Origin of the sequence: Cryobacterium roopkundense (genome assembly GCF_014200405.1) — a bacterium.
Classification (GTDB): Bacteria; Actinomycetota; Actinomycetes; order Actinomycetales; family Microbacteriaceae; genus Cryobacterium; species Cryobacterium roopkundense.
The window spans coordinates 3,564,774-3,590,258 of sequence record NZ_JACHBQ010000001.1 but is presented as its reverse complement, the minus strand read 5'-3'; the positions used below and the strand labels follow the sequence as shown (position 1 = coordinate 3,590,258).

Here is a 25,485-nt window from a genome sequence, read left to right as displayed (position 1 = left end):
CCGCCCGTCAACAGGGGCGATTTCGCTGCTGTCCCGATTAGGTCAACCGTGTCTGGTTGGCTAACGTGACCGCACCGTCACAACTGGAGGTTGTTCATGGAGAGCTACCCACCGATCGAACCGTTCGCGACCGGAATGATGGATGTCGGTGATGGGCACGGCGTGTACTGGGAGACGAGCGGAAACCCGTCCGGTACCCCCGTGGTGATGCTCCACGGCGGTCCAGGGTCGGGGAGCACTCCCGGTGGGCGGCGCAACTGGAATCCGTCGAAGTACCTGATCGTGCAACTGGACCAACGCAACTGCGGCAAGAGCACGCCCTCGGCGAGCGACCCGGCCGTGACCCTCGAAACGAACACCTTGCACCACCTCATCGACGATCTCGAGCAGTTGCGCGCACACCTCCGCGTGGATCGCTGGGTGGTGTGGGGCGCATCGTGGGGGTGCACTCTCGCGTTGGCCTATGCGGAGGCCCATCCAGATCGGGTTCGGGCGCTCATCCTTGTCTCCGTGACGATGACTCGACCGAGCGATGTGCACTGGCTCTATCACGACATCGCACGGTATCTTCCCGAGCAGTGGCGCGCGTTCCAGGCCGGCGTGCCGGTGGCAGAGCGCGATGGCGACCTCGTTGCGGCCTATGACAGGCTGCTGAACCAGTCCGGCGACAGCAGGATTCAAGCCGACGCTGCGCAGCGCTGGTGCGACTGGGAAGACGCCGCTGTGTCGCTCGAACCCGGCTGGAGCCCGAGCATTCGCTATCAAGATGCCGACTTTCGCATGCAGTTTGCGCGAATCGTGGCGCACTATTTCTCGCACGGCGCCTGGCTGCAGGAGAGCCAGGTGCTCCGCGATGCGCACCGCCTGCAGGGGATTCCCGGCGTCTTGATACACGGCGCCTTGGACATCGGCGGTCCGGTGGATGTGCCGTGGCAACTCGCGCAGGCCTGGCCCGATGCGCAGCTGACCGTCGTGGGGCAAGCGGGCCACCACGGCAGCGCACGTACCCTGCAGCTCATCCTGGAGGCGAGCGCCCGGTTCGAGACCTCGCCCTAGTCGCGTGGTGAACTGACACGTTCCGCCCCATGACCTCCGTGGCCGCGTGGGCGCACCGGGATAGTGAAGCGCGCGCGGGGGCCCGGCATGCGGGCGCGGCAATGGCGATGTCGGTGGCCGCCGATACCCTCTGCCTTAACCCCAGTTGGGGCGTCAAGCGGTGAGGAGAAGCGCATGCGTCAGAGTGAACCGGCAACATACCCCTCCGAGCGTCGGAGAAGGAGGCGTGGGCTGATTGCCGTCGGGCTCGCGGCGCTGTTCGCGGTGGCTGTCGTCACGTTTGTGGCCGACCGGGGCGCGCTGCCCACCGCAGCAGACACCGCCGCGCGCACGATCTCCGAGGTACAGGGCACCGGCGCAGAGAGCCCGCTGGTCGGTTCCGTCGTCACTGTCGAGGGCGTGGTGACGGCCGATCTTCGGGCGGGCGGGTTTGCCGGCTTCTACGTACAGACGGCCGGGTCCGGCGGAGAATCGGATGCGACCCCCGGCGCCTCCGACGCTGTCTTCGTGTATCTCGGCTCGGGCGCAGACCCGGCGTCCACCGGAGCGACCCTCGGCGATCTCGTGCGCGTCACTGGACCTGTGAGCGAACATCAGGGGCTCACCGAAATCACCGCCGCGACGCCGGGTGCCATCGACGTCGTGCCGTCGGGCGGTGTCACGCCGGCGGCGACGGACCTGCCCGATACCGCGATCGACGCGGAGAGGGAGGCCCTCGAGGGCATGCTCGTGCACCCGGCGGGAACCTTCCGGGTCAGCGACAGTCACGAGCTCGACCAGTTCGGCTCCCTCTGGCTCACCGCGGGTCCGGAAACTCCGGTGACCGGCACCGAGCAAGCCCGACCCGGGCCGCTGGCCGCCGCGGCGAGTGAGAAGAACCGGGCACGACGCTTGGTGCTCGACGACGGGTCGAGTGCACGCCTGAATCAGGGCGACGAGCAACCGTACTTTTCCGGTGCCACAGTCGTGCGTGCCGGCGACACCATTGTATGGCCGGCACAGGCGTGGGTGCTCTCCTATGGATTCGACGACTGGCGCCTGCAGCCGGCCACGCCGATCGAGGTTGCGGGCGACCCCGCCCCGCCCACATTCGCGCAGACCAACCCGCGCCCGCTCGGCCCGCCCAGCGTGGGAGGGAGCGTGCGTGCGGCCACCTTCAACGTGCAGAACTACTTCACGACCCTGTCCAGCGACAACCCGCAGGCGCGCGGCGCGGCGACGCCCGCCCAGTTTCGTGTGCAGAAGTCGAAGATCGTGTCCGCCATCAATGGTCTGGGTGCCGACGTGGTCTGTCTGCTCGAAATCGAGAACTCGATCAGGCTCGGCGAACCGATCGACACCGCCGTCGCCGATCTGGTGGGCGGCCTCAACGCGGCCCTCGGCACGCCGACGTGGGCCTTCGTGCCCACACCCGAGTCACTCCACGACGCCGCCCACACTGACTTCATCACGACAGCCCTTATCTATAAAGCGGATGCCGTGACTCCCGTCGGTCCCAGTGTCACCCGACTGCCCGCGGCCGGCCTCGAGAACACCCGCGCCCCGATCGCGCAGACGTTCCAGATGTCGGATCGCACGGTGACGGTCGTGGCCAATCACTTCAAGTCGAAAAGCGGTGACGGCCCGGATCCCTCCGACGGCCAAGGGCACTCCAGCGCCGAGCGTGTGCGCCAGTCGCGTTCTTTGGTGGCACTCGTGGGGGAGCTGCAGTCGGCATCCGGCAGCCCCGACGTGCTAATGCTCGGCGATTTCAACGCCTATGCCGAAGAAGACCCGATCCTGGTCCTCAGCGAGGCGGGCTTCGTGGACCTGCTCCACGACCTCGCCCCTGGCGAGTACACCTACCTATACGACGGAGAAATGGGCTCCCTGGACCACGCGCTCGCCACTCCGTCACTCGCCGCCGCTGTCTCGGGCGCCGCAGTGTGGTCGATCAACTCGGCCGAATGGGCCGGCCGAGGCTACGCGTCTGGGCTCGCCGACCCGGCAAGCCCGTTCCGCTCGAGCGACCACGACCCCGTGCTCGTGGGCATCTCGCCGTAGGTGGGAGCGGGTATCGTTGAGGTGGCCGGCAAAGGAGGAAACATGACCACTCGGTGGGCACGTTTCACTCGCGGCTGGATCGTTGCGTTCGTCTCCACCTTCGTGGCCGCCGTGTCGCACACCCTCGGTGGTGGCTCCGGTCCGGGCCTGCTGCCCATCGTTGTCTCGCTCGCCTTCGCCGGCATGATCTGTGTCGCGCTCGCCGGGCGCACCCTGTCCCTCTGGCGCGGTGCCCTCGCGGTGCTGGCGAGCCAGCTGATCTTCCACGGGCTGTTCTCCCTGGGTGGCTCGGGCGGCGCCCTCTCGCCCGACGCGATAGCGGCCTCGGCGACCCACCAGCACGCCCTGTTGCCCGGCGTCATCCAGGCCACCGGAACCGCCACGACGCACGGCGCCGGCCACGATGGCGCCGCCATGTGGGCGGCCCACCTCGTGGCCGCCGTCGTGACCATTGCCGCGCTGCGATTTGGAGAACGCGCCTTTTGGAGCCTGTTCGACACGGCACGGCTCCTCATTCGTGCGCTTTTCTCGCCCGGTCTCACCGTGGTTGTTCCGCCCGTCTTGGCGCGTCGCCCCACCACGGCGCGCGTCAGCGTACCCCGCGACCTGCTTGTTCTGCTTTCGTCAGTTCGGCGCCGTGGGCCGCCGCTGGGTATTCGCGTCGCCTGAGCAACCCGCCGGTCACCGGCGTGAGTGTCTCGGTCGCCACCAGACCAATACCCACTCCGCACCGAATGAGTAGCAGACATAGCGCTGCGCTCGCCGTGGCTGTGACGGCCGCCGTGCACCCCAACGTTGAAGGATTCATCATGAAGATCACCCGCAGCACCACCGCACTGACCGCATCCGCTCTCGCCGCCGGCGTACTGCTCGCCCTCGGCGCGCCGCTCGCCGCGAGCGCTCACGTCTCTGCCGTCCCATCGTCCACCGCCGCCGGCTCGTCGTCCGTCGTGACGTTCGCCACCTCCCACGGCTGCGAGGGCTCGCCCACCACGAGCATGGCTTTCACCATTCCCGAGAGCATCGCGAGCGTTTCCCCCACGATCACCCCCGGCTGGGATGTCGCCAAGGTGGCCGTCGACCTGGCGACCCCGATCGACGACGGCCACGGCAACGAGGTCACCACCCGCACCGGCCAGATCGTCTACACGGCGCAGACGCCGCTTGAAGACGGCTTCCGCACCACCTTCGCGCTCAGCGTTTCGCTTCCGGCCGATGCCGCCGGTGAGACCCTGGAATTCCCGGTGTTGCAGACGTGTGAGGTGGGCGCAAACGACTGGAGCGACAGCACCGTAGAGGGAGAAGACGAGCCCGCGAGCCCGGCGCCGTTCATCACGGTGACCGCGGCGACCGGGGACGAGCACGGTCATGACGCGGCAGCCGTCGTCGACACCCACGACGCGGCGGCCGACACGACGGCGGCAGCCGCATCTTCGGATGATGTGCTCGCCCGAGTGCTCGGCGTCGGCGGCCTCGCGGTCGGTGCGGTGGGCATTGTGCTCGCCGTCACCGCGCGCCGCAAGCAGTCGGCGTAGGCCCGGCGTGAAGGAGGCAACTCGTCGGTCCGCACTCCGCCTGATGTGCGGCACGGCGCTGGGTGGCATCATCACGGCCGTGGCGCTGGGCTTGTTCGCGGGCCCGGCCTCGGCGCACAACTACCCGGTGGGCTATTCCCCGGCCGAGGACTCCGTCGTCACGGAGCAGCCGGAGGTCTTCTCCGTGACCACGAACGACCTGCTGCTCGACCTCGATGGCACCGGCGCGGCAAGCGCTATGCAGGTCACGGGCCCCACGTCGGCTGCCACACCGCTCTACTACGGCGATGGGTGCGCCGCCGTCTCCGGCGCCACTGTGGAAACCGAGGCGCAGCTCGGTGAGGCCGGCGACTACACGGTGGTCTGGCAGACCGTGTCCACCGACGGCCACGCCGTCTCGGGTGAGTTCTCCTTCACCTGGCAGCCCGCCGCGGGTCAGGTGCTCGCAGAGGGGTCAACCGCCAAGCCCGACTGTGGCGGCGCCGGAAGTCAGGCAACGGATGCCCCGGTCACCGGCTCGGCCCCGGCCGACGCATCCGCTGCCCCGGCCCTGAGCGATCTGGCCTGGATCGGCGGGTCCCTAGCCGTCGTGCTGATTGCAGTCGGGGCCACGGTGTTCTTCGTGCGCCGCACACCGCAGCAGTAATCACCACGCGTCTTCGGGCGCTGGGTCGGTTACCCCCCAAGTGCCCCTGATCTTTCGGTCGGGGGCACTTGTAGTGTGGTGCGGCGACACCGGACGGGGGAATCATCATGGCCAGCATCGCCGACGCTCACCAGCCGCGCGACAACGCCTTCAATCTGATTCGCCTCGTGCTCGCCACGCTCGTGATCGTGTCGCATTCCTGGCCCATCTCAGGGTTCGGACAGGACCCGCAACTCGGTGACATGAAACTGGGCATGTTCGCGGTCGGTGGGTTCTTTGCGATCAGCGGGTTCCTGATCACGAAGAGTCGCATGCGAACTGCGCTGTGGCCCTATCTCTGGCGTCGTGCCCTGCGTATTCTCCCGGCGTACTGGGTGTGCCTCGTCTTCACTGGCTTCGTCGCCGCAGCCATCGCTGGAGCCCTGAACGGCGGGTGGAGCGTGCAGGACGGCCTGCACTACGTCGTCAGCAACGCAGACATGCGAAACGGCGACCTGCTCGTGGGAGACACTCTGGTGGGATCGCCCATTGACACCATCTGGAACGGTTCCCTCTGGACCCTGCGCTATGAGATCGGCTGCTACGTACTGGTCGGGCTGCTGCTCCTCAGCGGCTTCGTGCGCGCGCGTCGGTGGCCGCTGCTCGCGCTCTTCGCGGCGGCGACGGCATTCGCGTTCATCGAGGGATTTCGCCAGGATTCGGGAAACCTGCAGAACATCGCCCTGCTCGTCCCGTTCTTTCTGGCCGGCGCGGTCGTGTTCGTGTACAGCGATATCGTGCCGCTCAGCGGCACGCTCGGTGTCGCAGCGAGCCTGCTGGTCGTGGCGCTCTGCGTTCTCGGCGTCGGCCGCGAGCTCGCTGCCCTCCCGCTGGCCTACGCCATGATCTGGGTCGCTACCGTGCTTCCGGCCGTGCTGCGGCGATTGGGCAGCCGCAACGACTATTCGTACGGCGTTTATGTCTATGCCTTTCCCGTGCAGCAGTTGCTCGTGCTGGCTGGCGCAACCCAATTCGGAATTGTCTTCTTCATCGCGGCGAGTTTTCTCAGCACGGCGCCGCTCGCCGTGGCGAGCTGGTGGCTGATCGAGAAGCCGGCGCAGACCTTCAAGAAAGGGTTTCGTGCGCGGCCACGGGTCGTGGGGCGGCGTCGACCTCGACTCGGGACACCCGGGCGCAGGTAGACTCGCACGGTGAGTTGGAACGCCGAAATCCCCTGGAATCCTGACGAGTTCGAACCACCGGACGATTTCGATGCACCGCCACCGCCCGACTTCGGCGGGTACGCGGCCGCACCGCAGTCCGGAGGCTCTCCGTCCGGCGGTCCCGCGCACGCCGACCGGCAGGCATCCGCTGCCCGCTTCAGTGCCACGGCCCCGGCCACCCGCAAATTCGCCACGGCGGCAGAGGCTCTGCACACGGTCTTCGGTTACGACTCCTTTCGCGGGGACCAGGCGGCGATCATCGCGCAGGTTGTGGACGGCAAGGATGCCGTGGTGCTGATGCCCACCGGCGGCGGCAAGAGCCTGTGCTACCAGATTCCGAGCCTCGTGCGGGAGGGCACCGGCATCGTGGTCTCCCCGCTGATCGCCCTGATGCAGGACCAGGTCGACGCGCTCACCGCGGTTGGCGTGCGGGCCGCCTTCCTCAACTCGAGCCAGGACTCAGCCTCCCGCGGCCAGGTAGAGCGCGACTACCTCGCCGGCAACCTCGATCTGCTCTACGTGGCTCCCGAGCGACTCTCGAGCGAGGCCACCAAGCGTTTTCTCGACCAGGGCACCATCGCACTGTTCGCCATCGACGAGGCGCACTGTGTCTCGCAGTGGGGCCACGACTTCAGGCCCGACTACCTCGCGCTGTCCGAGCTCGCCGACCGCTGGCCCGACGTGCCGCGCATCGCCCTCACCGCCACGGCGACGGATGCGACGCATCAGGAAATCACCAGCCGCCTACAGATGGGCGACGCGAAGCACTTTGTGGCGAGCTTCGACCGGCCCAACATCCAGTACCGCATTGTGGGTAAGTCTGAGGTGCGCAAGCAGTTGCTGTCGTTCATCAAGACGGAGCACCCTGACGACGCCGGCATCGTCTACGCCCTCAGCCGCAAGACCGTGGACCAGACCGCGGAGTTCCTGCGACAGAGCGGGCTGAACGCGCTGCCGTACCACGCCGGTCTCGACGCGGGACTGCGCGCCCGCACGCAGTCGAAGTTTCTGCGCGACGAGGGCGTCATCATCGTGGCGACCATCGCCTTCGGCATGGGCATCGACAAGCCGGATGTGCGCTTCGTGGCCCACATTGACCTGCCCAAATCGGTCGAAGGCTACTACCAGGAGACCGGTCGCGCCGGGCGTGACGGCGCCCCCGCCAATGCCTGGCTCGCCTACGGCCTGTCCGACGTGGTGCAGCAGCGCCGCATGATCGACGAGTCGCCCGGCGACATGAGCCACCGGCGCAAGCTGTCCGCCCACCTCGACGCCATGCTCGCGCTCTGTGAAACCGTGCACTGCCGCCGCGTCAACCTGCTGCGCTACTTCGGCCAGACGAGCGAGCCGTGCGGCAACTGCGACACCTGCCTTGAGCCGCCGGAGGCCTGGGATGGCACTGTGCCCGCGCAGAAACTGCTGTCCACGATCGTGCGCCTGCTGCGCGAGCGCAACCAGAAATTCGGCGCCGGTCACCTCATCGACATTCTGCGCGGCAAGGAAACCCCGCGCGCCACCCAGCACCGGCACACCGAGCTCAAGACCTGGGGCATCGGCGCCGACCTGAGCGACCAGCAGTGGCGCGGCGTGGTGCGGCAGCTGCTCGCGCAGGGCTACCTCGCCACGTCGGGGGAGTACGGCACCCTGATTCTCACGGACACCGCCGCCGAGGTGCTCGCCGGCAGCCGACAGGTGCAGCTGCGCACAGAGCCCGACCGGCCCGCGCGCTCCGCCGCCGGCCGCACCTCGAGCAAGAAGGCCGCAGCCGCGGACCTGTCGCCGGAGCAGGCGACCCTGTTCGAGGCCCTCCGTGTATGGCGCTCCGCGCAGTCGCGGGAGCAGGGCGTTCCGGCGTACATCGTGTTCGGCGACGCGACACTGCTCGCCGTCGCAGCCGCGAAGCCGGCCAGCATGGGCGACCTCGACGGCATCACCGGCATCGGCGCCAAGAAACTCGAAGCCTACGGCGAGGCGCTGCTCGAGGTTGTCGCTGCCGGGCCCGGCGCCTGAGCATGGACATGTCGAACCTCGACTGGACCGGGTACTTCGACGCGCAGGCCGGCCGCCGCGTGCGTTCCGTGCTCACGGACACCCTCGCACGCCGAGGCATGCCTGAGCCGGGCATCGCGATCGACCTCGGCTGCGGCGAGGGCACCGAGACGCGTTACCTGCTGCACAACGGATGGCGCGTGCTCGCCTACGACGCCGACCCCGCAGCCGGGGCGCGCGTGCGCGCCGGCCTCGATGCCGACGAGCTCGGCCGGTTCACGTTCACGGCGAGTCGTTTCGAAGACCTCGGCGTCCTGCCCCCGGCAGACCTCGTCCTGTCGTCGTTTGCGCTGCCGTTCTGTCACCCGGAGGCATTCCCGGCACTGTGGGCGAGCATCCGTTCTGCCCTCGCCCCCGGCGCGTGGTTCGCCGGCGAAATGTTCGGACCTCACGACGAGTGGGCTGACAACGCCACCATGAACTTTCACGACCGGGCCAACGTCGAGAGTCTGCTCACCGGCCTTGAGGTGGCGAGCTTGGTCGAAGAGGACCGCCCCGGCCAGTCCTTCTCCGGCCCGAAGCGCTGGCACGTCTTCCACATCTCCGCCCGCCGTCCCGCCTGACCCGCCCGTCCGCAAAATCGACGGAGATCTCGGCCCGGAACACAGGTTTTAGACTGCCCCACCCCTTTGGAGCCTAAAATTCCGTCGATTTCGTCGGGCGGGGCGCGAAGTTCCGTTGTGGGGGATGGCTGAGAGATCACTGCGAGAGTTGCGGAAACCTACAAAACGGATGCCGCGCTGCGCATGCTTCTTTGTAGGCCCGTCACGCACCATTTCACTCGCCGCAGCGGGAGCCCTAGCGTGGGCGGACAGCGACGTTTCGCGCGAAACAGTTAGGACCGACGATGGCCGACACCATTCAGCGCCCCACCCCCACTACCGTTCCCAGCAAACCCGACACCGACACCGGACCGGTCGCCCTCGACGGCGTGACGACGCCGCCACGGATCAACGTGGCGACTCTCGGCCGGCAGCTTCTCGGCACCTGGGCCGACGTGCGCATCGCGGCCCGCGAGCTCTCCGCACGCCCGGACATGCAGGGGATCCCCGGCCTGTCGATGGCCGAACACCGCACCCGCGTCTTCGGCCAGCTCAAGGTGCTCGCCGACAACGGTCACGTGCTGCGCGCGTTCCCGACCTACCTCGGCGGGGCCGACGACCACGGCGGCAACATCGCCGGTTTTGAGGAGCTGGTGATCGCCGACCCGAGCCTGCAGATCAAGGGCGGCGTGCAGTGGGGTCTGTTCGGCGCCGCCGTGCTGCACCTCGGCACCACGGTGCACCACGACAAGTACCTGCCCGACATTATGAACCTCACCGTGCCCGGCGCCTTCGCGATGACAGAGATCGGCCACGGCTCCGACGTGGCGAGCATCGGCACGACGGCCACCTTCGACCCGGAAACCGACGAATTCGTCATCCACACGCCGTTCCGTGCGGCGTGGAAGGACTACCTCGGCAACGCCGCGAAAGACGGCATCGCCGCCGTGCTGTTCGCCAAGCTCATCACCCAGGGCGTCAACCACGGCGTGCACGCCTTCTACCTGCCCATCCGCGACGAGACCGGCGCCTTCCTGCCCGGCATCGGCGGCGAAGACGACGGCCTTAAAGGCGGCCTCAACGGCATCGACAACGGGCGGTTGCACTTCGACCACGTGCGCATCCCGCGAGAGAATCTGCTCAACCGCTACGGCGACGTCACCGCCGATGGTACCTACACGAGCTCGATCTCGAGCCCCGGGCGCCGCTTCTTCACGATGCTCGGAACGCTCGTGCAGGGTCGCGTGTCGCTCGACGGTGCCGCGACCGCTGCATCCGCTCTGGCGCTCACGATCGCCGTCACCTACGGCAACCAGCGTCGCCAATTCACAGCCGGCAGTCCCGTGGACGAAGAGGTCATTCTCGACTACCAGCGTCACCAGCGCCGCCTCCTGCCGCGCCTCGCCACGACCTACGCGCAGACCTTCGCGCACGACGAGTTCCTGGTGAAGTTCGACGACGTGTTTAGCGGCAAGGCCGACACGGATGCTGATCGCCAGGACCTTGAGACCCTCGCCGCCGCACTCAAGCCGCTCTCCACCTGGCATGCCCTCGATACGCTCCAGGAGGCCAGAGAGGCCTGCGGCGGCGCCGGGTTCATGGCCGCCAACCGGCTCGTCGGGCTGCGCGCCGACCTCGACGTGTATGCCACGTTCGAGGGCGACAACAATGTGCTGCTGCAGCTTGTGGCCAAACGCCTGCTCACGGATTACAGCCGCAAGTTCGCCAAAGCGGATGCCGGCGCCCTCGCCCGCTACGTCGTGCAGCAGGCGGCCGGTCGCGCCTACAGCGGCAGCGGCCTGCGCAGCCTCGGCCAGCTGATGACCGACCGCGGGTCGACGGCGCGCTCCGTCGGCGCCCTCCGCGACACTGAGGTGCAACGCGAGCTGCTGACCGACCGCGTCGAGACGATGATCGCCGACGTGGCAGGCAAGCTGCGCGCGGCCACGAAGCTGCCCAAGAAGGAAGCGGCCGATCTCTTCAACGCCCATCAGAACGAGCTCATCGAAGCGGCGCGTGCCCACGCCGAACTGCTGCAGTGGGAGTCGTTCACCCGGGCGCTGGAGAAGACCGACGACGCGGGAACGAAGCAGGTGCTCACCTGGCTGCGGAACCTCTTCGGCCTCGGCCTGGTGGAGAAGAATCTCGCGTGGTACCTCATCAACGGGCGCCTCTCGGCGAAGCGCGCGCAGGCCGTCACGGCCTACATCGACAGGTTGATTGCGCGCATCCGTCCGCACGCGCAGGACCTCGTCGACGCGTTCGGCTACACGCAGGACCACCTGCGCGCCCCGATCGCGAGTGGTATCGAGCGCGAACGCCAGAACGAGGCCCGCGAGTACTACGCGGACCTGCGCGCCTCCGGTCACGCCCCGCGTGAGGAGAAGGCCTCCAAGAAGTAGCGTCTCATTCTTCGCGCCATCCTGGGATGGGGAAATGCGCCGCGGTTTCCCCATCCCGCTGGTCGAGGCGCGAGGCACGAGCGTCTCGAGGCCGCGCGAGACGCTCCTCAGACCCTAGTGCGGTCCGAGGGTCGGGTCGCGGGGTCTCGATCGCTCCTTCGTCGCGCCTCGACCGGCGGAGAGTGGTGTCTCCTCCACAGGTAAGAATCTTTGGGAGTTTTCCACAGAATGCCCCGATCAGGGCTGTTTAGGGCCCGTGAATGTCGGTGGTCGCTGAGAAAATTAAGCCATGACCACTTCAACGGACCTTCTCGTGGAGAGTACGGCGGCACTCGCCGATACGTACTCTCACTCCTTGGGCGGTGGTGTGTGCACTGAGGAGGGAGCCGACGCCGGGCTGGACCTGCAGCGGATGACCGACGGGGGTTTGTTGGCCGTGTTGAACTCGAATTTCGAGGTGGTGAGACAGGCGCAGGCCCTTTTGGTTCGAGCAGCGGGTGAGCTGGACGACCGCTTCGACCACGACTCGGGCATCGCCGCCAGAACCGGGAACCGAAACGCCGCCGCCGCCCTCACCGATATCGGTCACATCTCGATGGCTGAGGCCGGGCGGTTGGTGAGGGTGGGGAAGGCGACGAAGCCCCGGACGAGCCTGATCGGTGAGCACCTGCCACCGGAGTATTCGGAGGTCGCTCGAGCGGTCAATGCCGGGGAGCTCACCGTGGATTCGGCGCTGTACATCACGGCGAACCTCGAGCAGGCCGCCCCTCGGGCCACGACCGAAGACCTCGACGCGGCGGAGAAGGAGTTGGTGGAGTTCGCGGTGACCAACCCGGTCGACTCGGTGCGGAAGCTGTCGATTCGGTACCGGGACGCCCTCGACGTGGACGGGGTCGAACCGCGGGAGGAGGTGCTGGTGTCGCGGCGGGGGTTGAATCGGCTGGTGCTGCCCAACGGCATGAAACGCTACGTGCTCGATGCGGACCCGGTGTCAGCGGCGTACCTGGACACCGCGATCGACGGGATGACCAGCGCGGAACTGCGCAAACCCAGGTTTGAAGCCAAGGAAGATCCTGACGGGTGTGGCGACAACCACGAGATCATCGGCGACGGCCGAACAATGCCGCAACTGAACTTCGATGCCTTCGTCGACATCGTGCGTCACGCTCTCTCCTGCAAGGAAGGGCTCGGGGCGCTGGATCACACGACGATCATCGTCAGGATGACCCTCGAATCCCTACAAACCGGCCTCGGTGAAGCGCAACTGGATGGGGTTGAACAGCCGATCTCCGCCGGAACGGCCCGAAGGATGGCGGCGGAGGCGTGTTTGATCCCGATGGTCCTCGGCGGCAAGAGTGAAGTTCTCGACTTCGGCCTCCGAAAACGGCTCTTTACGACGGCGCAGAAGCTCGCGGCCGTCGAGAGGGACGGCGGGTGCGCCACGGCTGGCTGTAACCGGCCGCCGAGCTATGCGGAGGGGCATCACATTCGTTGGTACAAAGCGCATGACGGACCGACAAATCAAGCCAACTGCGTGATGCTCTGTAGTGCGTGCCATCATCGGATCCACCGCGAAGGCTGGGACGTGGTCGTGAAGGATAACGTGGTGTACTTCATCCCTCCGGCCAGTGTCGATCCGAGGAGAACGCCGCGCAGAGGCGGCCGACCACCGGTCCCGACACCGAAAGGACACGACGGACCCCACTACAAGCGCTAACGGGCGGCACCAGCGGGAGGTGCCGGGCGTCATACCGGGGTATGAGGCGGCCGCAGCAAGACCCTCCCTGCGGCCGATGCGCCGCGGCATCCGTTCTCCGTAACGTCTTGAGTGGGCCGCACCGCTGGTGTGGCCCACCACGACGAAAGAGGCAACGGATGATTCAGGCACAGTCCCTGACCAAACGCTACGGAAGCAAGACGGCGGTCGACTCGGTCGACTTCGTGGTGCAGCCCGGCAAGGTGACCGGATTCCTGGGTCCGAACGGCGCCGGTAAGTCCACCACGATGCGCATGATCGTAGGACTCGACAGGCCCACCTCCGGATCCGTCATCGTGAACGGCAAGCCCTACGCCGAGCACAAGGCGCCGCTTCGCGAAGTGGGCGTGCTGCTCGACGCGAAGGCCGTGCACACCGGTCGAAGCGCCTACAGTCACCTGCGCGCCATGGCCGCCACCCACAACATCCCCTCGAGCCGGGTCAACGAAGTCATCGCCCTCACCGGGCTCGAGCCGGTAGCCCGCAAGCGCGTCGGCGGCTTCTCCCTCGGCATGGGCCAGCGCCTCGGCATCGCCGCCGCACTGCTCGGCGACCCCGCCACCCTCATCCTCGACGAGCCCGTCAACGGCCTCGACCCCGAGGGAGTCCAATGGGTGCGACGCCTCACCCGCCAGCTCGCCGCCGAAGGGCGCACCGTGCTGCTGTCCTCACACTTGATGAGCGAGATGGCCCTCACCGCCGATCACATCATTCTGCTCGGCCGCGGTCGGGTGATAGCGGATGCCCCGGTGGCCGACATCATCTCCTCGTCCACCCGCAGCACTGTGCGGGTTCGCACACCGAACAGCGCCGCACTCGCGAGTCTGCTCGCCCAACCGGACGTGACCGTGGCCAATCTCGAGCAGGACCTGCTCGAAATCGTCGGCGTGACCGCGGCGGAGATCGGCAACCAGGCGGCCGCCGCCGGAATCGTGCTGCACGAGCTCACACCGGTGAGCGCGTCGCTTGAGGAGGCCTACATGTCCCTCACCCAGGACGAGCTGGAGTATCGCACCGGCGGCACCGCGGCCGACAAGCCCGAACCGACCGAACCCGAACTTCAGGAGGCGGCACGATGACCACTCTGACCCACCCCACCACGCCAGCGCCGGCGCGCGAATCTTACGTGCCCGCGCGCTCGGGCCTCAGCTTCACCGGCCTCATCCGCTCCGAATGGATCAAACTGTGGAGCGTGCGTTCCACGGCGTGGTCGTTCGCCATCCTCGTGCTCGTCGCCCTTGGCATGGCGGCGCTCACGGCGTCGGGCAACCGCGCGCTTTTCGAGAATTCGGGAGGCGCCGGCACCCTCGGCGGTCTGCCGGCCGCAGACCAAGCCGGCATCCTTCTGGAGTCCGCCACCATCGGCGTACTCTTCGGCCAGCTGATTGTTGCCGTGCTCGGCGTTCTCGTGATCAGCGGCGAGTACAGCACCGGAATGATCAAGTCCACCCTCACTGCAGCGCCCCGCCGTCTCGGGGCGCTCGCGGCCAAGGCCGTTGTGCTCTTGGTCTGCACGTTCCTCGTGGGCCTCGTGAGCGTGATGGCGTCCCTTCTCGTGGCTGTGCCGATGCTCTCCCCGCTGGGCCTGAGCATCAGCCTCTTCGACCCGCTGATCACCCTCCCGTTGCTCGGCGCCGCGCTGTACCTGGCTCTCGTGTCGGTGTTCGCGCTCGGTATCGGAGCGATCCTGCGCAGCGGTGCCGGTGGCATCGCCGCCGCCCTCGGCATTATCCTGCTGTTGCCGACTGTGCTGGCGTTGATTGGCGGACAGTGGGCCGCCGACGCCTCGCCGTACCTGATCTCAAACGCGGGCACCGCACTGTTCTCTCCGACCGGCATGGAGCCGTGGCAGGGCCTGCTCGTGGTGCTCGGCTGGATTGCCGTGGCACTCGGCCTGGCCGCGACCCTGCTGAAGCGACGCGACGCGTAACATCAGATAAATGAGCGCAACGCAACTCTCCCCCGGACGGGTCGCCCCGGCCGGGGGAGAGTTGCGTCTGCCCACCCCGCCGGGCGTCGTGCGCCGGTTCTGGTCCCGGCACCCGCACCTCGCTGACGGCTTGATCGCGGCGCTCTACGTCGTGCCGATGACCCTGACGCTCGCCTTCAACCTGGTGGACGACGACCCGGCTCCGCTGCCGGATGTGCTGCTCAACGCCGCCATTATGGTGCTGCTGGCCATCGCCCTGTTCTTTCGCCGCCGCGCGCCGCGGCTCGTTCTGGCCCTGACCTGGATTGGCCTGCTCACCTTCGCCGACTATGGCGAGGTGCACCTGATCGCCCAGCTTCTCGCGCTCTACGCGGTCGCGGTGTACTCCGACGCGCGCAGCGCCTGGATCGGCTTCAGCGCGTCGTTGGCCCTGGCCGGTCTTGCAGCCTGGCTCACCGACGATCCGGTCGATGTGCCCTGGATTCCCGTGGCCATCCAGGTGGCGATCATGATGCTGGCGGCCACTCTGGTGGGCGTCAATATGGGCAACAGCAAGCGCTACGTCGTCGCTCTGCTTGACCTGGCCGAGCAGCTTGCCCGGGAGCGCGACCAGCAGGCGCAGCTCGCCAGGGTCTCGGAGCGCGCGCGCATCGCCCGTGAGATGCACGATGTGGTCGCCCACAGCCTCTCCGTCATGGTGGCGCTCGCCGATGGTGCGCATGCGATCGCCCTGAAAGACCCGGAACGCTCACGCGCCGCCATGCTCGAGGTCGCGCAGACCGGCCGCAGCTCCATGCAGGAGATGCGCCGCCTGCTCGGTGTGCTCGCCGAGGACCCCGAAGCGGATGCCGAGGACCGACCGACCGCGGCCGCCCTCCCGGCCCCGCTCGCGCCGCAGCCCGGCACGGAGCAACTCGTGGAACTCGTGGAATCATTCCGCTCCGCCAACGTACCGATCCGACTCGAACAAAATGGCCGCGGTCCGAGCAATACCGGCGTGCAGTTGACGATCTATCGAATCGTGCAAGAGTCGCTCACGAACGTGTTGCGGTACGCCGACAGCCCCACCCTCGTGACCGTGCGCATCGTGGCGACGTCGGGCAGCGTGGAGGTAGTCGTCACCGACAACGGACTGTTGCATGTGCCAGGGCCTTCGCAGGGGTCTGGACGCGGAATCATCGGTCTGCAGGAGAGGGTGGCCCTGTACGGCGGAACGCTGGAGGCCGGGGCCGCTGCGAACCGCGGCTGGCGGGTGAAGGGCACCATGAGCTTCGACCCCGAGGACCGCCGATGACGTCGACGCCACCCATCCGCGTGATGCTCGTCGACGATCAGGCCCTGCTGCGCGTGGGCTTCCGCATGGTGCTCGAGGCGGAGGATGACCTCACGGTCGTCGCCGAGGCTGGCCACGGCGCAGAGGCTGTCGCGCTCGCGGCTCGGGAACGCCCGGACGTTGTGCTCATGGACGTTCGCATGCCCCGGATGGACGGTATCGAAGCAACGGGCGTCATCACGTCGGCGAACCCGGACACCCGAGTCATCATCCTGACCACTTTCGACCTCGACGAGTACGCATTCGGCGGTCTGCGCGCCGGCGCGAGCGGTTTTTTGCTTAAGAACACCGAACCGGGGGAACTGATCGCGGCGATCCGTTCGGTGGCATCGGGGGAAGCATCAGTTTCTCCGCGTGTTACCCGACGCATGCTCGAGTTGTTCGGGTCGAAGCTGCCCGCCGAGAATCCATCGGATGATGCCGCTGCGGCACGGCTCTGCGTTCTCACGACCCGCGAACGCGAGGTCTTTCTCGCCATCGCGGAAGGACTGTCAAACCCCGAGCTGGGCGTGCGATATTCGCTCTCGGAGTCGACGGTGAAAACCCACGTCGGCAAAATCCTGCAGAAGCTCGGGCTGCGCGACCGCGTGCAGGCCGTCATCCTGGCTTACGAGCTCGGCCTCGTGGGGGAATAGGCTCGGGGTATGCGCACTTTCTACCCCGAGATTGAACCGTACGAAACCGGCATGCTCGACGTTGGCGACGGACAGACGCTGTACTGGGAAGCCTCGGGCAACCCGAACGGCAAGCCCGCCGTCTATCTGCACGGCGGACCCGGCGGCGCGAGCAGCGCGGCGCAGCGTCGAGTCTTCGACCCCGAAAAATACCGCATCATCCTGTTCGACCAGCGCGGCTGCGGCAACAGCACGCCACACGCGAGCGCGGTCGAAGCCGACCTGGCCACCAACACCACGTGGCACCTCGTGGCCGACCTCGAGACCCTTCGGGAACACCTCGGCATCGAACGCTGGCTCGTGTGCGGCGGATCGTGGGGGAGCACGCTCGGCCTCGCCTACGCGGAAACGCACCCTGCGGCGGTCACCGAGCTCGTGATGCGTGGCATCTTCACTCTGCGCCCCGTGGAACTCGACTGGTTCTACGAGGGTGGGGCCGCAGCGATCTACCCCGACCTCTGGGAGGCGTTCATCGCGCCGGTTCCCGTCGAGGAGCGCACACACCTCATTGAGGCCTACGGACGGCTCCTGAATGATCCCGACAGGTTTGTGCGCGAACGGGCAGGTGTTGCGTGGTCCACCTGGGAATCGTCCACCATCACCCTGCTGCAGGAGCCCGAGAAGATCGCGCACTTCACCGAACCGTCGTTCGCCGTGGCGTTCGCCCGCATCGAGAACCACTTCTTCCGCAACGGCGGTTGGTTCGAGCCGAACCAGCTCATTCGGGACGCCGGAAAGCTCGCCGAGATTCCCGGCGTCATCATCCAAGGGCGTTACGACATGTGCACGCCGGCATTCACCGCCTGGGACCTGCACAAGAACTGGCCCGAAGCCGAGTTCCACCTCATTCCGGATGCCGGCCATGCCTTCGACCAGCCCGGAATCCTCGACGCCATCATCACAGCCACGGACAGGTTCGCCGCCTAACACGCGTGCGAATGCGCAACGGAGGCGGCGAAGGCTAGGCCCGCGCCTCAGCCTCGGACTGAGAAAGCGCAATCAACGCACGTCGCAGGGCCGTACTCGAGGTGCTGACGGTGTAGGGAAAGTAGACCACGTCGACGCCGACGGCGGCGAATTCGCGTTCGAGGTGCAGGCCCCGCGGCGTGCCGCGCCAGTCGTCGCCTTTGAAGAACACGTCGAATTTCAGCTCGGCCCAGGTCTGCAATTTGTCTTCGAGAATCTCGGCGACGGCTTCGTCCACGTAGGAGATGTGCTGAACGATTTGCAGCCGTTCGGCCAGCGGCACCACGGGGCTGACGCCCTTGGTGAGCGTGAGCATTTCGTCAGAGACGACGCCCGCGATGAGGTAGTCGCACTGGCTCTTGGCGTGCTTGAGAATATTGAGATGGCCCACATGAAACAGGTCAAAACCGCCGGCCGCATAGCCGACTCGGCCGGCTGCTGCTCTGGATCCTTCAACTGCTAGGTCTGGTGTCACGGCGTGCTCGGTTTTCTCTCGGGCCGCCGACATGAGCCCGCAGCGGTGGGGGTGGAGAGGCAGCTGTTCACACTTAGATCACTTAACGTTAGACCCACAAATTAGCGGGGGATAGGGCTTGCTTTGTCGTGGTTCCATCAGGGAAATACCGCGAGCATTCGGAATTTCATTGACTTTGGGCGGAACATGAGGGAGTCTTATGTTCACTCAGTGGCCCCCTACGGTTGCATAGACCAGCATTCTCCGAACGTGCGCCATCTGAAATCAGCTAATGCCTCCTGCAATACGTTCGGAATTTAACGATTCACCACTAACTCGAGACAGTCGGACCACAAGAAAGTTCCACCGACTTCGCACCAGGGCCACGGCTACTGCCGCTGCAATTCTCATGCTGGTCGCCGGCCTGTCCGCGTCTCCTGCGCAGGCGGCGACCGTGGCACCGCCGACCGTGCAGGACGCCTTCCAGCGCACGACCGCCAACGGCTGGGGTACCGCCGGGATCGGCGGGGCTTGGACGCATACCGGTGACCTCAGCGCATATGGCACGACCGTAACCGGACGGCAGGTCGTGCCGACCGGGTCAACCAAGAGCAGCATGTTGCCGAGCGTTACTTCGAGCGATGTAGACATGCAGGTCACGGTGTCCGCGGACAAACCGCCCACCGGCGGCGGCATCTACGTGACTGAGGTCGCCCGTTCCGCCGGGGGCTCCGATTACTCCGCTCGTGTCTGGCTGCGACAGGGCGTCCCCGCACAGCTGCACCTCATGCGCGGCGCGACATCCCTCGTCGCCGTCAATCTGGGCATTACCTACACCGCCGGGACCAAGTTGCAGGTGCGGGTGCAGGCCTTCGGCACGTCACCCACCACGCTGCGGGCCATGGTCTGGGCGACCGGGCAGGCACAACCCGCAGCCTGGCAGGCAGCCACCACTGACGCGACCGCCGGCCTGCAGACTGCCGGTTCGATGGGACTGCGCACGTATCTGTCGGCTTCGGCCACCAACGTCCCCGTCACGACGGAGTTCGACAACCTCACGGCCTACCGAGCAACCCGCGAAGTAGTGCCGACGCCGACGCCGACGCCGACTCCGACGCCGACGCCGACTCCGACGCCGACTCCGACGCCGACGCCGACGCCGACTCCGACGCCGACACCGACCGTCACACCGACCGTGCTGCCGTCGCCCAACCCCACCATTCCGGTCCCCGGAGTGCGTCGTGTTCTCGGGGCCGCTCGGGTCGGTTCCACGGCCTACGCCATTCCCAGCGGCTCGCTGTTCGTCTCACCCACCGGCTCTGACACCGCATCCGGGGCACTGGCACAGCCGTTCCTGACCGTGCAAAAGGCAATCAACGTCGCCCCCACCGGAGCCACCATCGTGCTGCGCGGCGGTACCTACCACGAGACGATCCTGCTTCCCAAGACCAAGAAGCTGACCATCCAGTCCTACCCGAACGAGCCGGCCTGGTTTGACGGCAGCCGAGCTGTCACGAACTGGGTGAAGTCCGGCGCCACGTGGGTGTCCAGCAACTGGAACGTGACTTTCGATGCCAGCCCCACGTACAAGCGAGGTGCGCTCGACGGGACCGGGGCCTGGGCCTTCGTCAACCCGGCCTATCCCATGGCAGCGCACCCGGACCAGCTCTGGGCGGATGGCTCATCCCTCGCACAGGTGGGTTCCCTTGCCGAGGTGACCGCCGGCAAGTTCTACGTCGACTACACGGCGAAGGCCATGTACATGGGCACCGATCCCACGGGAAAGAGTGTTCGCGCCAGTGACCTGGTCAAGGCCATCACGGTGAGCGGTAATGACAGCGTGCTCCGAGGCTTCGGCGTGAGGCGTTATGCTCCTTCCGTTCCCGACATGGGAGCCATGACCGTCTACGCAACCAACGTCACCCTGGACAACCTCGAGATCACTGACAATTCGACCACGGGTCTTGGCCTGGGAACTGTAAACGCTACCTTCAAGAACATCACGCTTGCCCGCAACGGCATGCTCGGCGGAACGGTCTCGTACGCCGACGGACTCAAGGTCACCCAGATGCTCTCCGCCGATAACAACACCGAGCGATTCAACCGGGCGCCTGTGTCCGGCGGCCTGAAGATCCATCGCTCGCGTGGAGTCTCTGTCACCAACAGCGCGTTCCTTCGCAACCTGGGTAACGCCCTCTGGTTCGACGAGTCTGTTTACAACGGCATCGTCACGGGTAACGACATCATCGGTAATACGGGAAATGCGCTGGTGCTGGAGATCTCCGCCAAGTTCGAGGTGGCCAACAACGTCATTGCCAACAACACCCTCGTGGGAATCCTCGTGGGTGACACCGCCTCGGTGCACATCTGGAACAACACCATCACCGGTGCCAGTCGTCCGATCAAGGTCGCTCAGGGCGACCGTCGGGCCAGCAACCTCGCGACAGCTGGGCATGACCCGCGTCAGGTCTTGCCAGACCCGACCATGACCTGGGTTGTCACCGACATCGTGATCCGCAACAACATCATTGCCAACAGCACCGGCAACATGGTGCTGGGAGTTGAAGACTACGGTCACATCAGCACGGCGGAGCAGATGGGCGTAACCACCAACGGCAACGTCTATCAGCGCAACTCGACGTCGGCACCCACCTGGCTGGTCGCCTGGTCGCGTGGCCCCGGCAACCCGGCGGTGTATTTCAACCTCGCGGGATTCAAGGCGGCGACCGGACAGGAAGCCCGCAGCCTGGGCCTTGATGGCAGCGCCGCTCTGACCGGCATATCACAGCCCACCGCGGCCGTTGTCAACGCGATCCCCTCGGTTGCGCTGCCGTTGCCGGCCGATGTAGCCGCCCTCGTCTCACGAGCGACTGGAACCCTCAACCTGGGCGCGTGGGCAAACTAGAGGAGACACTGCACGACCTCGGTTGACGGGGCCACCACCGCATTCGTTGCGGCGGTGGCCCCGTCTGGCGCTCACCTGTTTTTCGGCAGGGAGGAGGTGCCACGGGCCCGGGGCACCAACCGCACGATGCTCATCACGCCGGTTAGATCTCGGCGGATGGGAGGGATGGCCAACCCGGCGAGACCGTAAACCGTCGTTGCCGCCGCCACAGCGGCGGCAAGTCGGGGGATGGCATCGGCGGTGGCAAGACCCCAGGATGCGAGGCCCGCCGCGCAGGTGGCCGCGGCCACGAGCACCAGGATTCGAAGGGCTCCAGCGTAGAGCCGTCGGGTCGGCAGGCTGGTGCGCCTGGACAACCACCAGATGGATATCGGCCACGAGAGTGCCGGAGCCAGGGCATAGCCCGCTGCGATACCGATCACGCCCCAGTACGAACCGCCCACGATGCACACCACCTTGATGAGCGCGCTGACGAGAGAATATCGCAGGAGGTCGCCGGTGAGTCCTCGAGAAACGTAGACCCAGTAGCCCACAAAAGCCAGGATCTGAAAGATGCCGGCGAGGGCCAGCAGGCGCAGGATGGGGGCGACTTCCATCCACTGGGGGCCGAGCAAGAGCTGGGTGAGCGGTTCGGCCGTGCCGGCCACGATGCCCAAAAGCGGCACCACCGTGTAGCCGAGCGCCAGCTGGCCCCGGCAGATCCACTCGTTGAACCGTTGAGTCTCGTTCTGGAGCCGGGCGAGCACTGGGAGCGCCACGGTCGTGAGCGGTACGCGTACCTGGTTGAGCGGCGTCATCAGAAGTTGGAAGGCGCGGCTGTAGATTCCCAGGGACGCGGGACCGAATCGCAGCCCGATCAGCGCGGTGTCGATGTTGTTGCTCACGTATCCCACCAATTGGGTCGCGAGCATATTCCAACCGAATCTGAGGAATCCGCGAATCGATTCGTGGCGATGCGGGCGGCCGGGGATCCAGCGGGCGGCGACGATCATCATGATGAGCAGGGCGAGAGCCTGGGCGAGCTGCTGCATCACCAGGGCCCAGAAGCCCCATCCGAGCAGTGCCGCGCACAGCGCGAGCACGAACGCTACTGCCGGGGCGACGACCTCGGCGGTGGCCAGGAACCTGAATCTGAGTCGTCGCACGAGATCGGCACGGTACTGCGTGGCAATGCCGTTGAGGAGGAAAATCAGGGACAGGGCGTGCACGATGGGGACGAGTTGCCGGTGACCGTACAATTCTGCGATCAGGCCCGCGGCGGCGAATACGAGAACGCACAGGATGGTTCCCAGCAGGGTGTTGACCCAGAAGAGGTTGTCCCGTTGCTTCACACTGAGCGAGGGGGCCTGAACCGCTGCGGAGGAGAGCCCGAAATCGCGAAAGATCTCACCCGCTCCGATGATCACGACCACCATGGCGATGAGTCCATAGTCCGTCGGCGACAGGATGCGCGCGAGCACCACGACGGATGCCAGCTGGATCAGAACCTTTCCGGCCTGGCCACTCAGGGTGACGGCTGCACCGCGGGCGGCGCGAACCCCGAGTCCGCTTGTCGGCTTGGGTTCGGACCGGTTCGAACGGCTGGGGCGCTTCACGAGTGGAGCCGGAGGGCACGGCGGCGGCGATAGGTTCCCCGCAGGGTGCGGAACGTCTCGCGCAGCCGGGGCGCCGCCAACCGCAGCAGGGCGAAACCACGAAACCGTGGCACCCGGCCGCCGGCCAGCCTCGTGCCGACCAGACGACCGGCAAGGGTATGCCGACGGGTGCGCTGCAGCGGCTGTACCGCAGCAAGCTCATCGATATCCAGCGGCGCAACAGTGAGGATGCCGGCTGCCGCGGCACGCAGCACGAGGTCCCGGCCGCGAATGGTGCGAGCGATCAGCGCGCTCACCCCGGGCCCCGGAGTGAAATCCGGGTAGCCGCGATCATCGGCACGCCACAGGTCGGCGGCGGTGACGTCAGCACTTTCTCCGACACCATCGGGGCAGATCTTGCATCTCCACTGCACGGCTGGACCCAGGCTGGTGCCCCAGGAGTTCTCATAGCTGGTGTCAACGGTGGTGCCGTCGGCCCGAACAACCGTGAAGCGACCGGGCCAGCCGTGACCGCGGAACCACAGGTCGCGGACAGCCTCGTCCCTCGGCACTCCCAACCCTTCCACGAGGGAATCCGTGGCGTTCTGGCTGGGCGTACCGGCGCAGAAGAAGGACAGCAGCAAAGGAGGCTCTGTGGGGGGACTTCCCTTCGGCGACGGCAGCGCACGAAGCGCCGAGACCTCGCAGGGCTTTCCGATGAACGCGGAATCGGCATCCGCTGCCCCGCCAACAGCGCAGCTGGAGGTCGGCGCATATCGGGACCCGGCTGACGCCAGCGCTTCCTCGCGGCTCTGGATCCGTACGCTCACCGTTCGACGGGGATTATCGCTAGCCGCTCGTGCCCCGATCACCTGCGCCGCCTCGCCGGTCTCGGCGAGCCACGCAGCGAGGGCTGTCAGAGTGCCGCCGCTGCTGCCCGCGAATCTCACGGCCGGATCCGTCGCCCAGGCCTGCCAGACCTGGAGGATCGGTCCCAGTGTGGCGTGTCGGCGCGCTCCGGCCGGGCGTTGAGCGTCCACGCGGATGCCGGGGCACGCCGCACGAAAACGCCTCGCGGCATCGTCGTCGGCGGTCGACGGACCGATCCGTGCCGGCCGCGAGAATCCCGCTGGGTCAAGCGTCATGTCCAGGCCGGTATCGAGCAGGGCGCACAGCCCGCAGCCCGTGCAGTTCTCAGACCTCACCACCCGGTCGATGGCACGGTCGAGCGCGGGGTGTTCGATCACGCGAGGCTCCGCAGTGCATTCTCGGCGGTGGCCAGGGACGAGTGCGCGCGTTCGAGCACCCCGGTGACGTCCGTCGTCAGTGCGTCGCCGTTGACCTCGCGCATGACCTCGCCCACCCGTGTATCACCGCCGCGCAGGTCGACGGTGTGATGCCAGCCGAGCCCCTGCAACAGGGGAGCGAATTTTCGGGAATAGGCGAGTGGCACGGCGGGAACTCCGACGGACAGGCCGTTCAGGCAGGCGTGCATCCTCGAGCCGATCACGACCCGCCCGGAGGCGATGGTGGAACGCACATCCGACAGCCCCGTGGGAATGATAATTTCGCAGTCGGGGGCTACCCGGCGCGCAAAGTCCTGGATCGCGGGCACGTCGTTGTCCAGATTGGGCGAAGTGGCCGGCTGGGGGCCCTGTAGATCGAGGCTGCCCTGAGTCAGGCTGCTCGGGTTGACGACGTGGGCCAGGAGCGTGACCTCTCGACCTTCGCTCACGAGAGATCGATAGACGCGCGTCACCAGATCTCGGTACCGCGCCGAATCCACGTGCGGGTTGTCGTGCCACAGTAGGCCTGAAATGTTGAAGATGACGTCGCGAGTGCGCGCGACCCGGGGTCGCGCAATCGCGAAGACAACATCCGTGGTCACCACGTCGACCGGGCGTCCGAGCCCCGACGAGCACTCGGCGCTCGCGGAATCGCGCGCCATCACCACCGACGCGCGCGTAAGGGACCGTCGGGCGAGCACCCGGCCGGAACGGGTCTGAAACGGGCCGATTGTTTGCGGGCCCAGCACCACGGGCACGCCCGCTTGGCTGGCGAATTCCGAGACAGCGCCCATGACGGCAAGCCGGCGAAGCCCGTAGATATCGGAGAAGCTGTCACCGGACCGCGAATCGATGACGAGGTCGAAACCGGCCAACCACTGCTGCATGCCGAGGCTTGCGGTCAGTCGCTCCTTCGCGAGCGACCGGAGTCGGCCGAACGGAAGCTCTGGTGCCCGATGCCCGTAATTCTGAAAGGTGATGCTCGCATCCGGCCAAATCCGGTGCACGAGGGCCGCGGTTCCGGCGCCCAGCGCGCGCACGCCCAAATTGGGCGAGCCGGTGTCGGCCCATAAAACGAGGATGCGCATGGAGACTCCGGTATCGAGTAAGGCTGTAGTCACCCGAAGTTGGG

General features: G+C 66.8%; 20 protein-coding genes. 16 read left to right on the top strand and 4 right to left on the bottom strand.

Annotation, left to right across the window (positions count from 1 at the left end; translation table 11 throughout):
• Window positions 1-96: 96 nt before the first annotated feature.
• From pip (BJ997_RS16675) to pip (BJ997_RS16605), 15 genes are all read left to right on the top strand, one after another.
• Window positions 97-1,056, top strand: coding sequence for a prolyl aminopeptidase (pip, locus tag BJ997_RS16675; RefSeq protein ID WP_035837839.1), 960 nt, complete (start codon window positions 97-99; stop codon window positions 1,054-1,056).
• 174 nt (window positions 1,057-1,230) lie between these two features.
• Window positions 1,231-3,099 carry an ExeM/NucH family extracellular endonuclease gene (locus tag BJ997_RS16670; protein WP_052542448.1) on the top strand — a complete coding sequence of 623 codons (1,869 nt, stop codon included), beginning with the start codon at window positions 1,231-1,233 and terminating at the stop codon, window positions 3,097-3,099.
• Between the two features lie 42 nt (window positions 3,100-3,141).
• Window positions 3,142-3,768 (top strand): hypothetical protein, encoded by a 627-nt coding sequence (locus tag BJ997_RS16665; RefSeq protein WP_052542449.1) that lies wholly within the window; start codon window positions 3,142-3,144, stop codon window positions 3,766-3,768.
• Between the two features lie 65 nt (window positions 3,769-3,833).
• Complete coding sequence (locus BJ997_RS16660) at window positions 3,834-4,634, top strand: YcnI family copper-binding membrane protein (RefSeq protein WP_084141390.1); 801 nt, start codon at window positions 3,834-3,836, stop codon at window positions 4,632-4,634.
• A 7-nt stretch (window positions 4,635-4,641) separates the two neighbouring features.
• A complete protein-coding gene (locus BJ997_RS16655) occupies window positions 4,642-5,280 on the top strand; it encodes a copper resistance CopC family protein (protein ID WP_160175895.1) in 639 nt (212 codons plus the stop codon).
• A gap of 107 nt (window positions 5,281-5,387) precedes the next feature.
• Window positions 5,388-6,461: an acyltransferase family protein gene (locus BJ997_RS16650; RefSeq protein WP_052542451.1), complete on the top strand. Its 1,074-nt coding sequence runs from the start codon at window positions 5,388-5,390 to the stop codon at window positions 6,459-6,461.
• A gap of 9 nt (window positions 6,462-6,470) precedes the next feature.
• Window positions 6,471-8,492 (top strand): DNA helicase RecQ, encoded by a 2,022-nt coding sequence (gene recQ / locus BJ997_RS16645; RefSeq protein WP_035837843.1) that lies wholly within the window; start codon window positions 6,471-6,473, stop codon window positions 8,490-8,492.
• Window positions 8,493-8,494: 2 nt separating this feature from the next.
• Window positions 8,495-9,094: a class I SAM-dependent methyltransferase gene (locus tag BJ997_RS16640; RefSeq protein ID WP_236629057.1), complete on the top strand. Its 600-nt coding sequence runs from the start codon at window positions 8,495-8,497 to the stop codon at window positions 9,092-9,094.
• Between the two features lie 284 nt (window positions 9,095-9,378).
• On the top strand, window positions 9,379-11,475 hold the full coding sequence (locus tag BJ997_RS16635) for an acyl-CoA dehydrogenase family protein (RefSeq protein ID WP_035837845.1): 2,097 nt from the start codon (window positions 9,379-9,381) through the stop codon (window positions 11,473-11,475).
• Between the two features lie 289 nt (window positions 11,476-11,764).
• Window positions 11,765-13,192 carry an HNH endonuclease signature motif containing protein gene (locus BJ997_RS16630; RefSeq protein WP_183323622.1) on the top strand — a complete coding sequence of 476 codons (1,428 nt, stop codon included), beginning with the start codon at window positions 11,765-11,767 and terminating at the stop codon, window positions 13,190-13,192.
• 158 nt (window positions 13,193-13,350) lie between these two features.
• Complete coding sequence (locus BJ997_RS16625) at window positions 13,351-14,310, top strand: ABC transporter ATP-binding protein (RefSeq protein ID WP_035840851.1); 960 nt, start codon at window positions 13,351-13,353, stop codon at window positions 14,308-14,310.
• Window positions 14,307-15,161, top strand: coding sequence for an ABC-2 transporter permease (locus tag BJ997_RS16620; RefSeq protein WP_035840853.1), 855 nt, complete (start codon window positions 14,307-14,309; stop codon window positions 15,159-15,161). Before BJ997_RS16625 ends, BJ997_RS16620 begins: the two co-directional genes overlap by 4 nt.
• A 10-nt stretch (window positions 15,162-15,171) precedes the next feature.
• On the top strand, window positions 15,172-16,455 hold the full coding sequence (locus BJ997_RS16615; protein WP_183323620.1) for a sensor histidine kinase: 1,284 nt from the start codon (window positions 15,172-15,174) through the stop codon (window positions 16,453-16,455).
• Window positions 16,452-17,129, top strand: coding sequence for a response regulator (locus BJ997_RS16610; protein ID WP_035839484.1), 678 nt, complete (start codon window positions 16,452-16,454; stop codon window positions 17,127-17,129). The genes BJ997_RS16615 and BJ997_RS16610 overlap by 4 nt, the downstream gene beginning before the upstream one ends.
• Before the next feature lie 9 nt (window positions 17,130-17,138).
• Window positions 17,139-18,095, top strand: coding sequence for a prolyl aminopeptidase (gene pip / locus BJ997_RS16605; protein ID WP_035839486.1), 957 nt, complete (start codon window positions 17,139-17,141; stop codon window positions 18,093-18,095).
• Between the two features lie 34 nt (window positions 18,096-18,129).
• On the opposite strand, the gene BJ997_RS16600 is transcribed toward pip (BJ997_RS16605), so the two are convergent.
• On the bottom strand, window positions 18,130-18,642 hold the full coding sequence (locus BJ997_RS16600) for an FAD synthase family protein (protein ID WP_084141670.1): 513 nt from the start codon (window positions 18,640-18,642) through the stop codon (window positions 18,130-18,132).
• A 400-nt stretch (window positions 18,643-19,042) separates the two neighbouring features.
• Between BJ997_RS16600 and BJ997_RS21985 the strand changes: the two genes are divergently transcribed.
• The gene (locus BJ997_RS21985; RefSeq protein WP_152602336.1) at window positions 19,043-21,493 is read left to right on the top strand and encodes a right-handed parallel beta-helix repeat-containing protein; all 2,451 of its coding nucleotides are present in this window, start codon (window positions 19,043-19,045) and stop codon (window positions 21,491-21,493) included.
• A 71-nt stretch (window positions 21,494-21,564) separates the two neighbouring features.
• Here the strand turns inward: BJ997_RS21985 and BJ997_RS16590 are convergent, their stop codons facing one another.
• Genes BJ997_RS16590 through BJ997_RS16580 form a run of 3 tightly spaced genes read right to left on the bottom strand, consistent with a single transcriptional unit; the run spans window position 21,565 to window position 25,474 of the window.
• A complete protein-coding gene (locus tag BJ997_RS16590; RefSeq protein ID WP_084141676.1) occupies window positions 21,565-23,088 on the bottom strand; it encodes a lipopolysaccharide biosynthesis protein in 1,524 nt (507 codons plus the stop codon).
• Window positions 23,085-24,314 (bottom strand): Coenzyme F420 hydrogenase/dehydrogenase, beta subunit C-terminal domain, encoded by a 1,230-nt coding sequence (locus tag BJ997_RS16585; protein ID WP_152602337.1) that lies wholly within the window; start codon window positions 24,312-24,314, stop codon window positions 23,085-23,087. Before BJ997_RS16585 ends, BJ997_RS16590 begins: the two co-directional genes overlap by 4 nt.
• Window positions 24,311-25,474 carry a polysaccharide pyruvyl transferase family protein gene (locus tag BJ997_RS16580; protein WP_152602338.1) on the bottom strand — a complete coding sequence of 388 codons (1,164 nt, stop codon included), beginning with the start codon at window positions 25,472-25,474 and terminating at the stop codon, window positions 24,311-24,313. Before BJ997_RS16580 ends, BJ997_RS16585 begins: the two co-directional genes overlap by 4 nt.
• Window positions 25,475-25,485: the final 11 nt, after the last annotated feature.

Bases quoted from the DNA above. Each gene is read 5' to 3' on its own strand.
- pip (WP_035837839.1), top strand. From the start codon at position 97: ATGGAGAGCTACCCACCGATCGAACCGTTCGCGACCGGAATGATGGAT.
- BJ997_RS16670 (WP_052542448.1), top strand. From the start codon at position 1,231: ATGCGTCAGAGTGAACCGGCAACATACCCCTCCGAGCGTCGGAGAAGG.
- BJ997_RS16665 (WP_052542449.1), top strand. From the start codon at position 3,142: ATGACCACTCGGTGGGCACGTTTCACTCGCGGCTGGATCGTTGCGTTC.
- BJ997_RS16660 (WP_084141390.1), top strand. From the start codon at position 3,834: ATGAGTAGCAGACATAGCGCTGCGCTCGCCGTGGCTGTGACGGCCGCC.
- BJ997_RS16650 (WP_052542451.1), top strand. From the start codon at position 5,388: ATGGCCAGCATCGCCGACGCTCACCAGCCGCGCGACAACGCCTTCAAT.
- BJ997_RS16640 (WP_236629057.1), top strand. From the start codon at position 8,495: ATGGACATGTCGAACCTCGACTGGACCGGGTACTTCGACGCGCAGGCC.
- BJ997_RS16635 (WP_035837845.1), top strand. From the start codon at position 9,379: ATGGCCGACACCATTCAGCGCCCCACCCCCACTACCGTTCCCAGCAAA.
- BJ997_RS16630 (WP_183323622.1), top strand. From the start codon at position 11,765: ATGACCACTTCAACGGACCTTCTCGTGGAGAGTACGGCGGCACTCGCC.
- BJ997_RS16625 (WP_035840851.1), top strand. From the start codon at position 13,351: ATGATTCAGGCACAGTCCCTGACCAAACGCTACGGAAGCAAGACGGCG.
- BJ997_RS16620 (WP_035840853.1), top strand. From the start codon at position 14,307: ATGACCACTCTGACCCACCCCACCACGCCAGCGCCGGCGCGCGAATCT.
- BJ997_RS16615 (WP_183323620.1), top strand. From the start codon at position 15,172: ATGAGCGCAACGCAACTCTCCCCCGGACGGGTCGCCCCGGCCGGGGGA.
- BJ997_RS16610 (WP_035839484.1), top strand. From the start codon at position 16,452: ATGACGTCGACGCCACCCATCCGCGTGATGCTCGTCGACGATCAGGCC.
- pip (WP_035839486.1), top strand. From the start codon at position 17,139: ATGCGCACTTTCTACCCCGAGATTGAACCGTACGAAACCGGCATGCTC.
- BJ997_RS16600 (WP_084141670.1), bottom strand. From the start codon at position 18,642: ATGTCGGCGGCCCGAGAGAAAACCGAGCACGCCGTGACACCAGACCTA.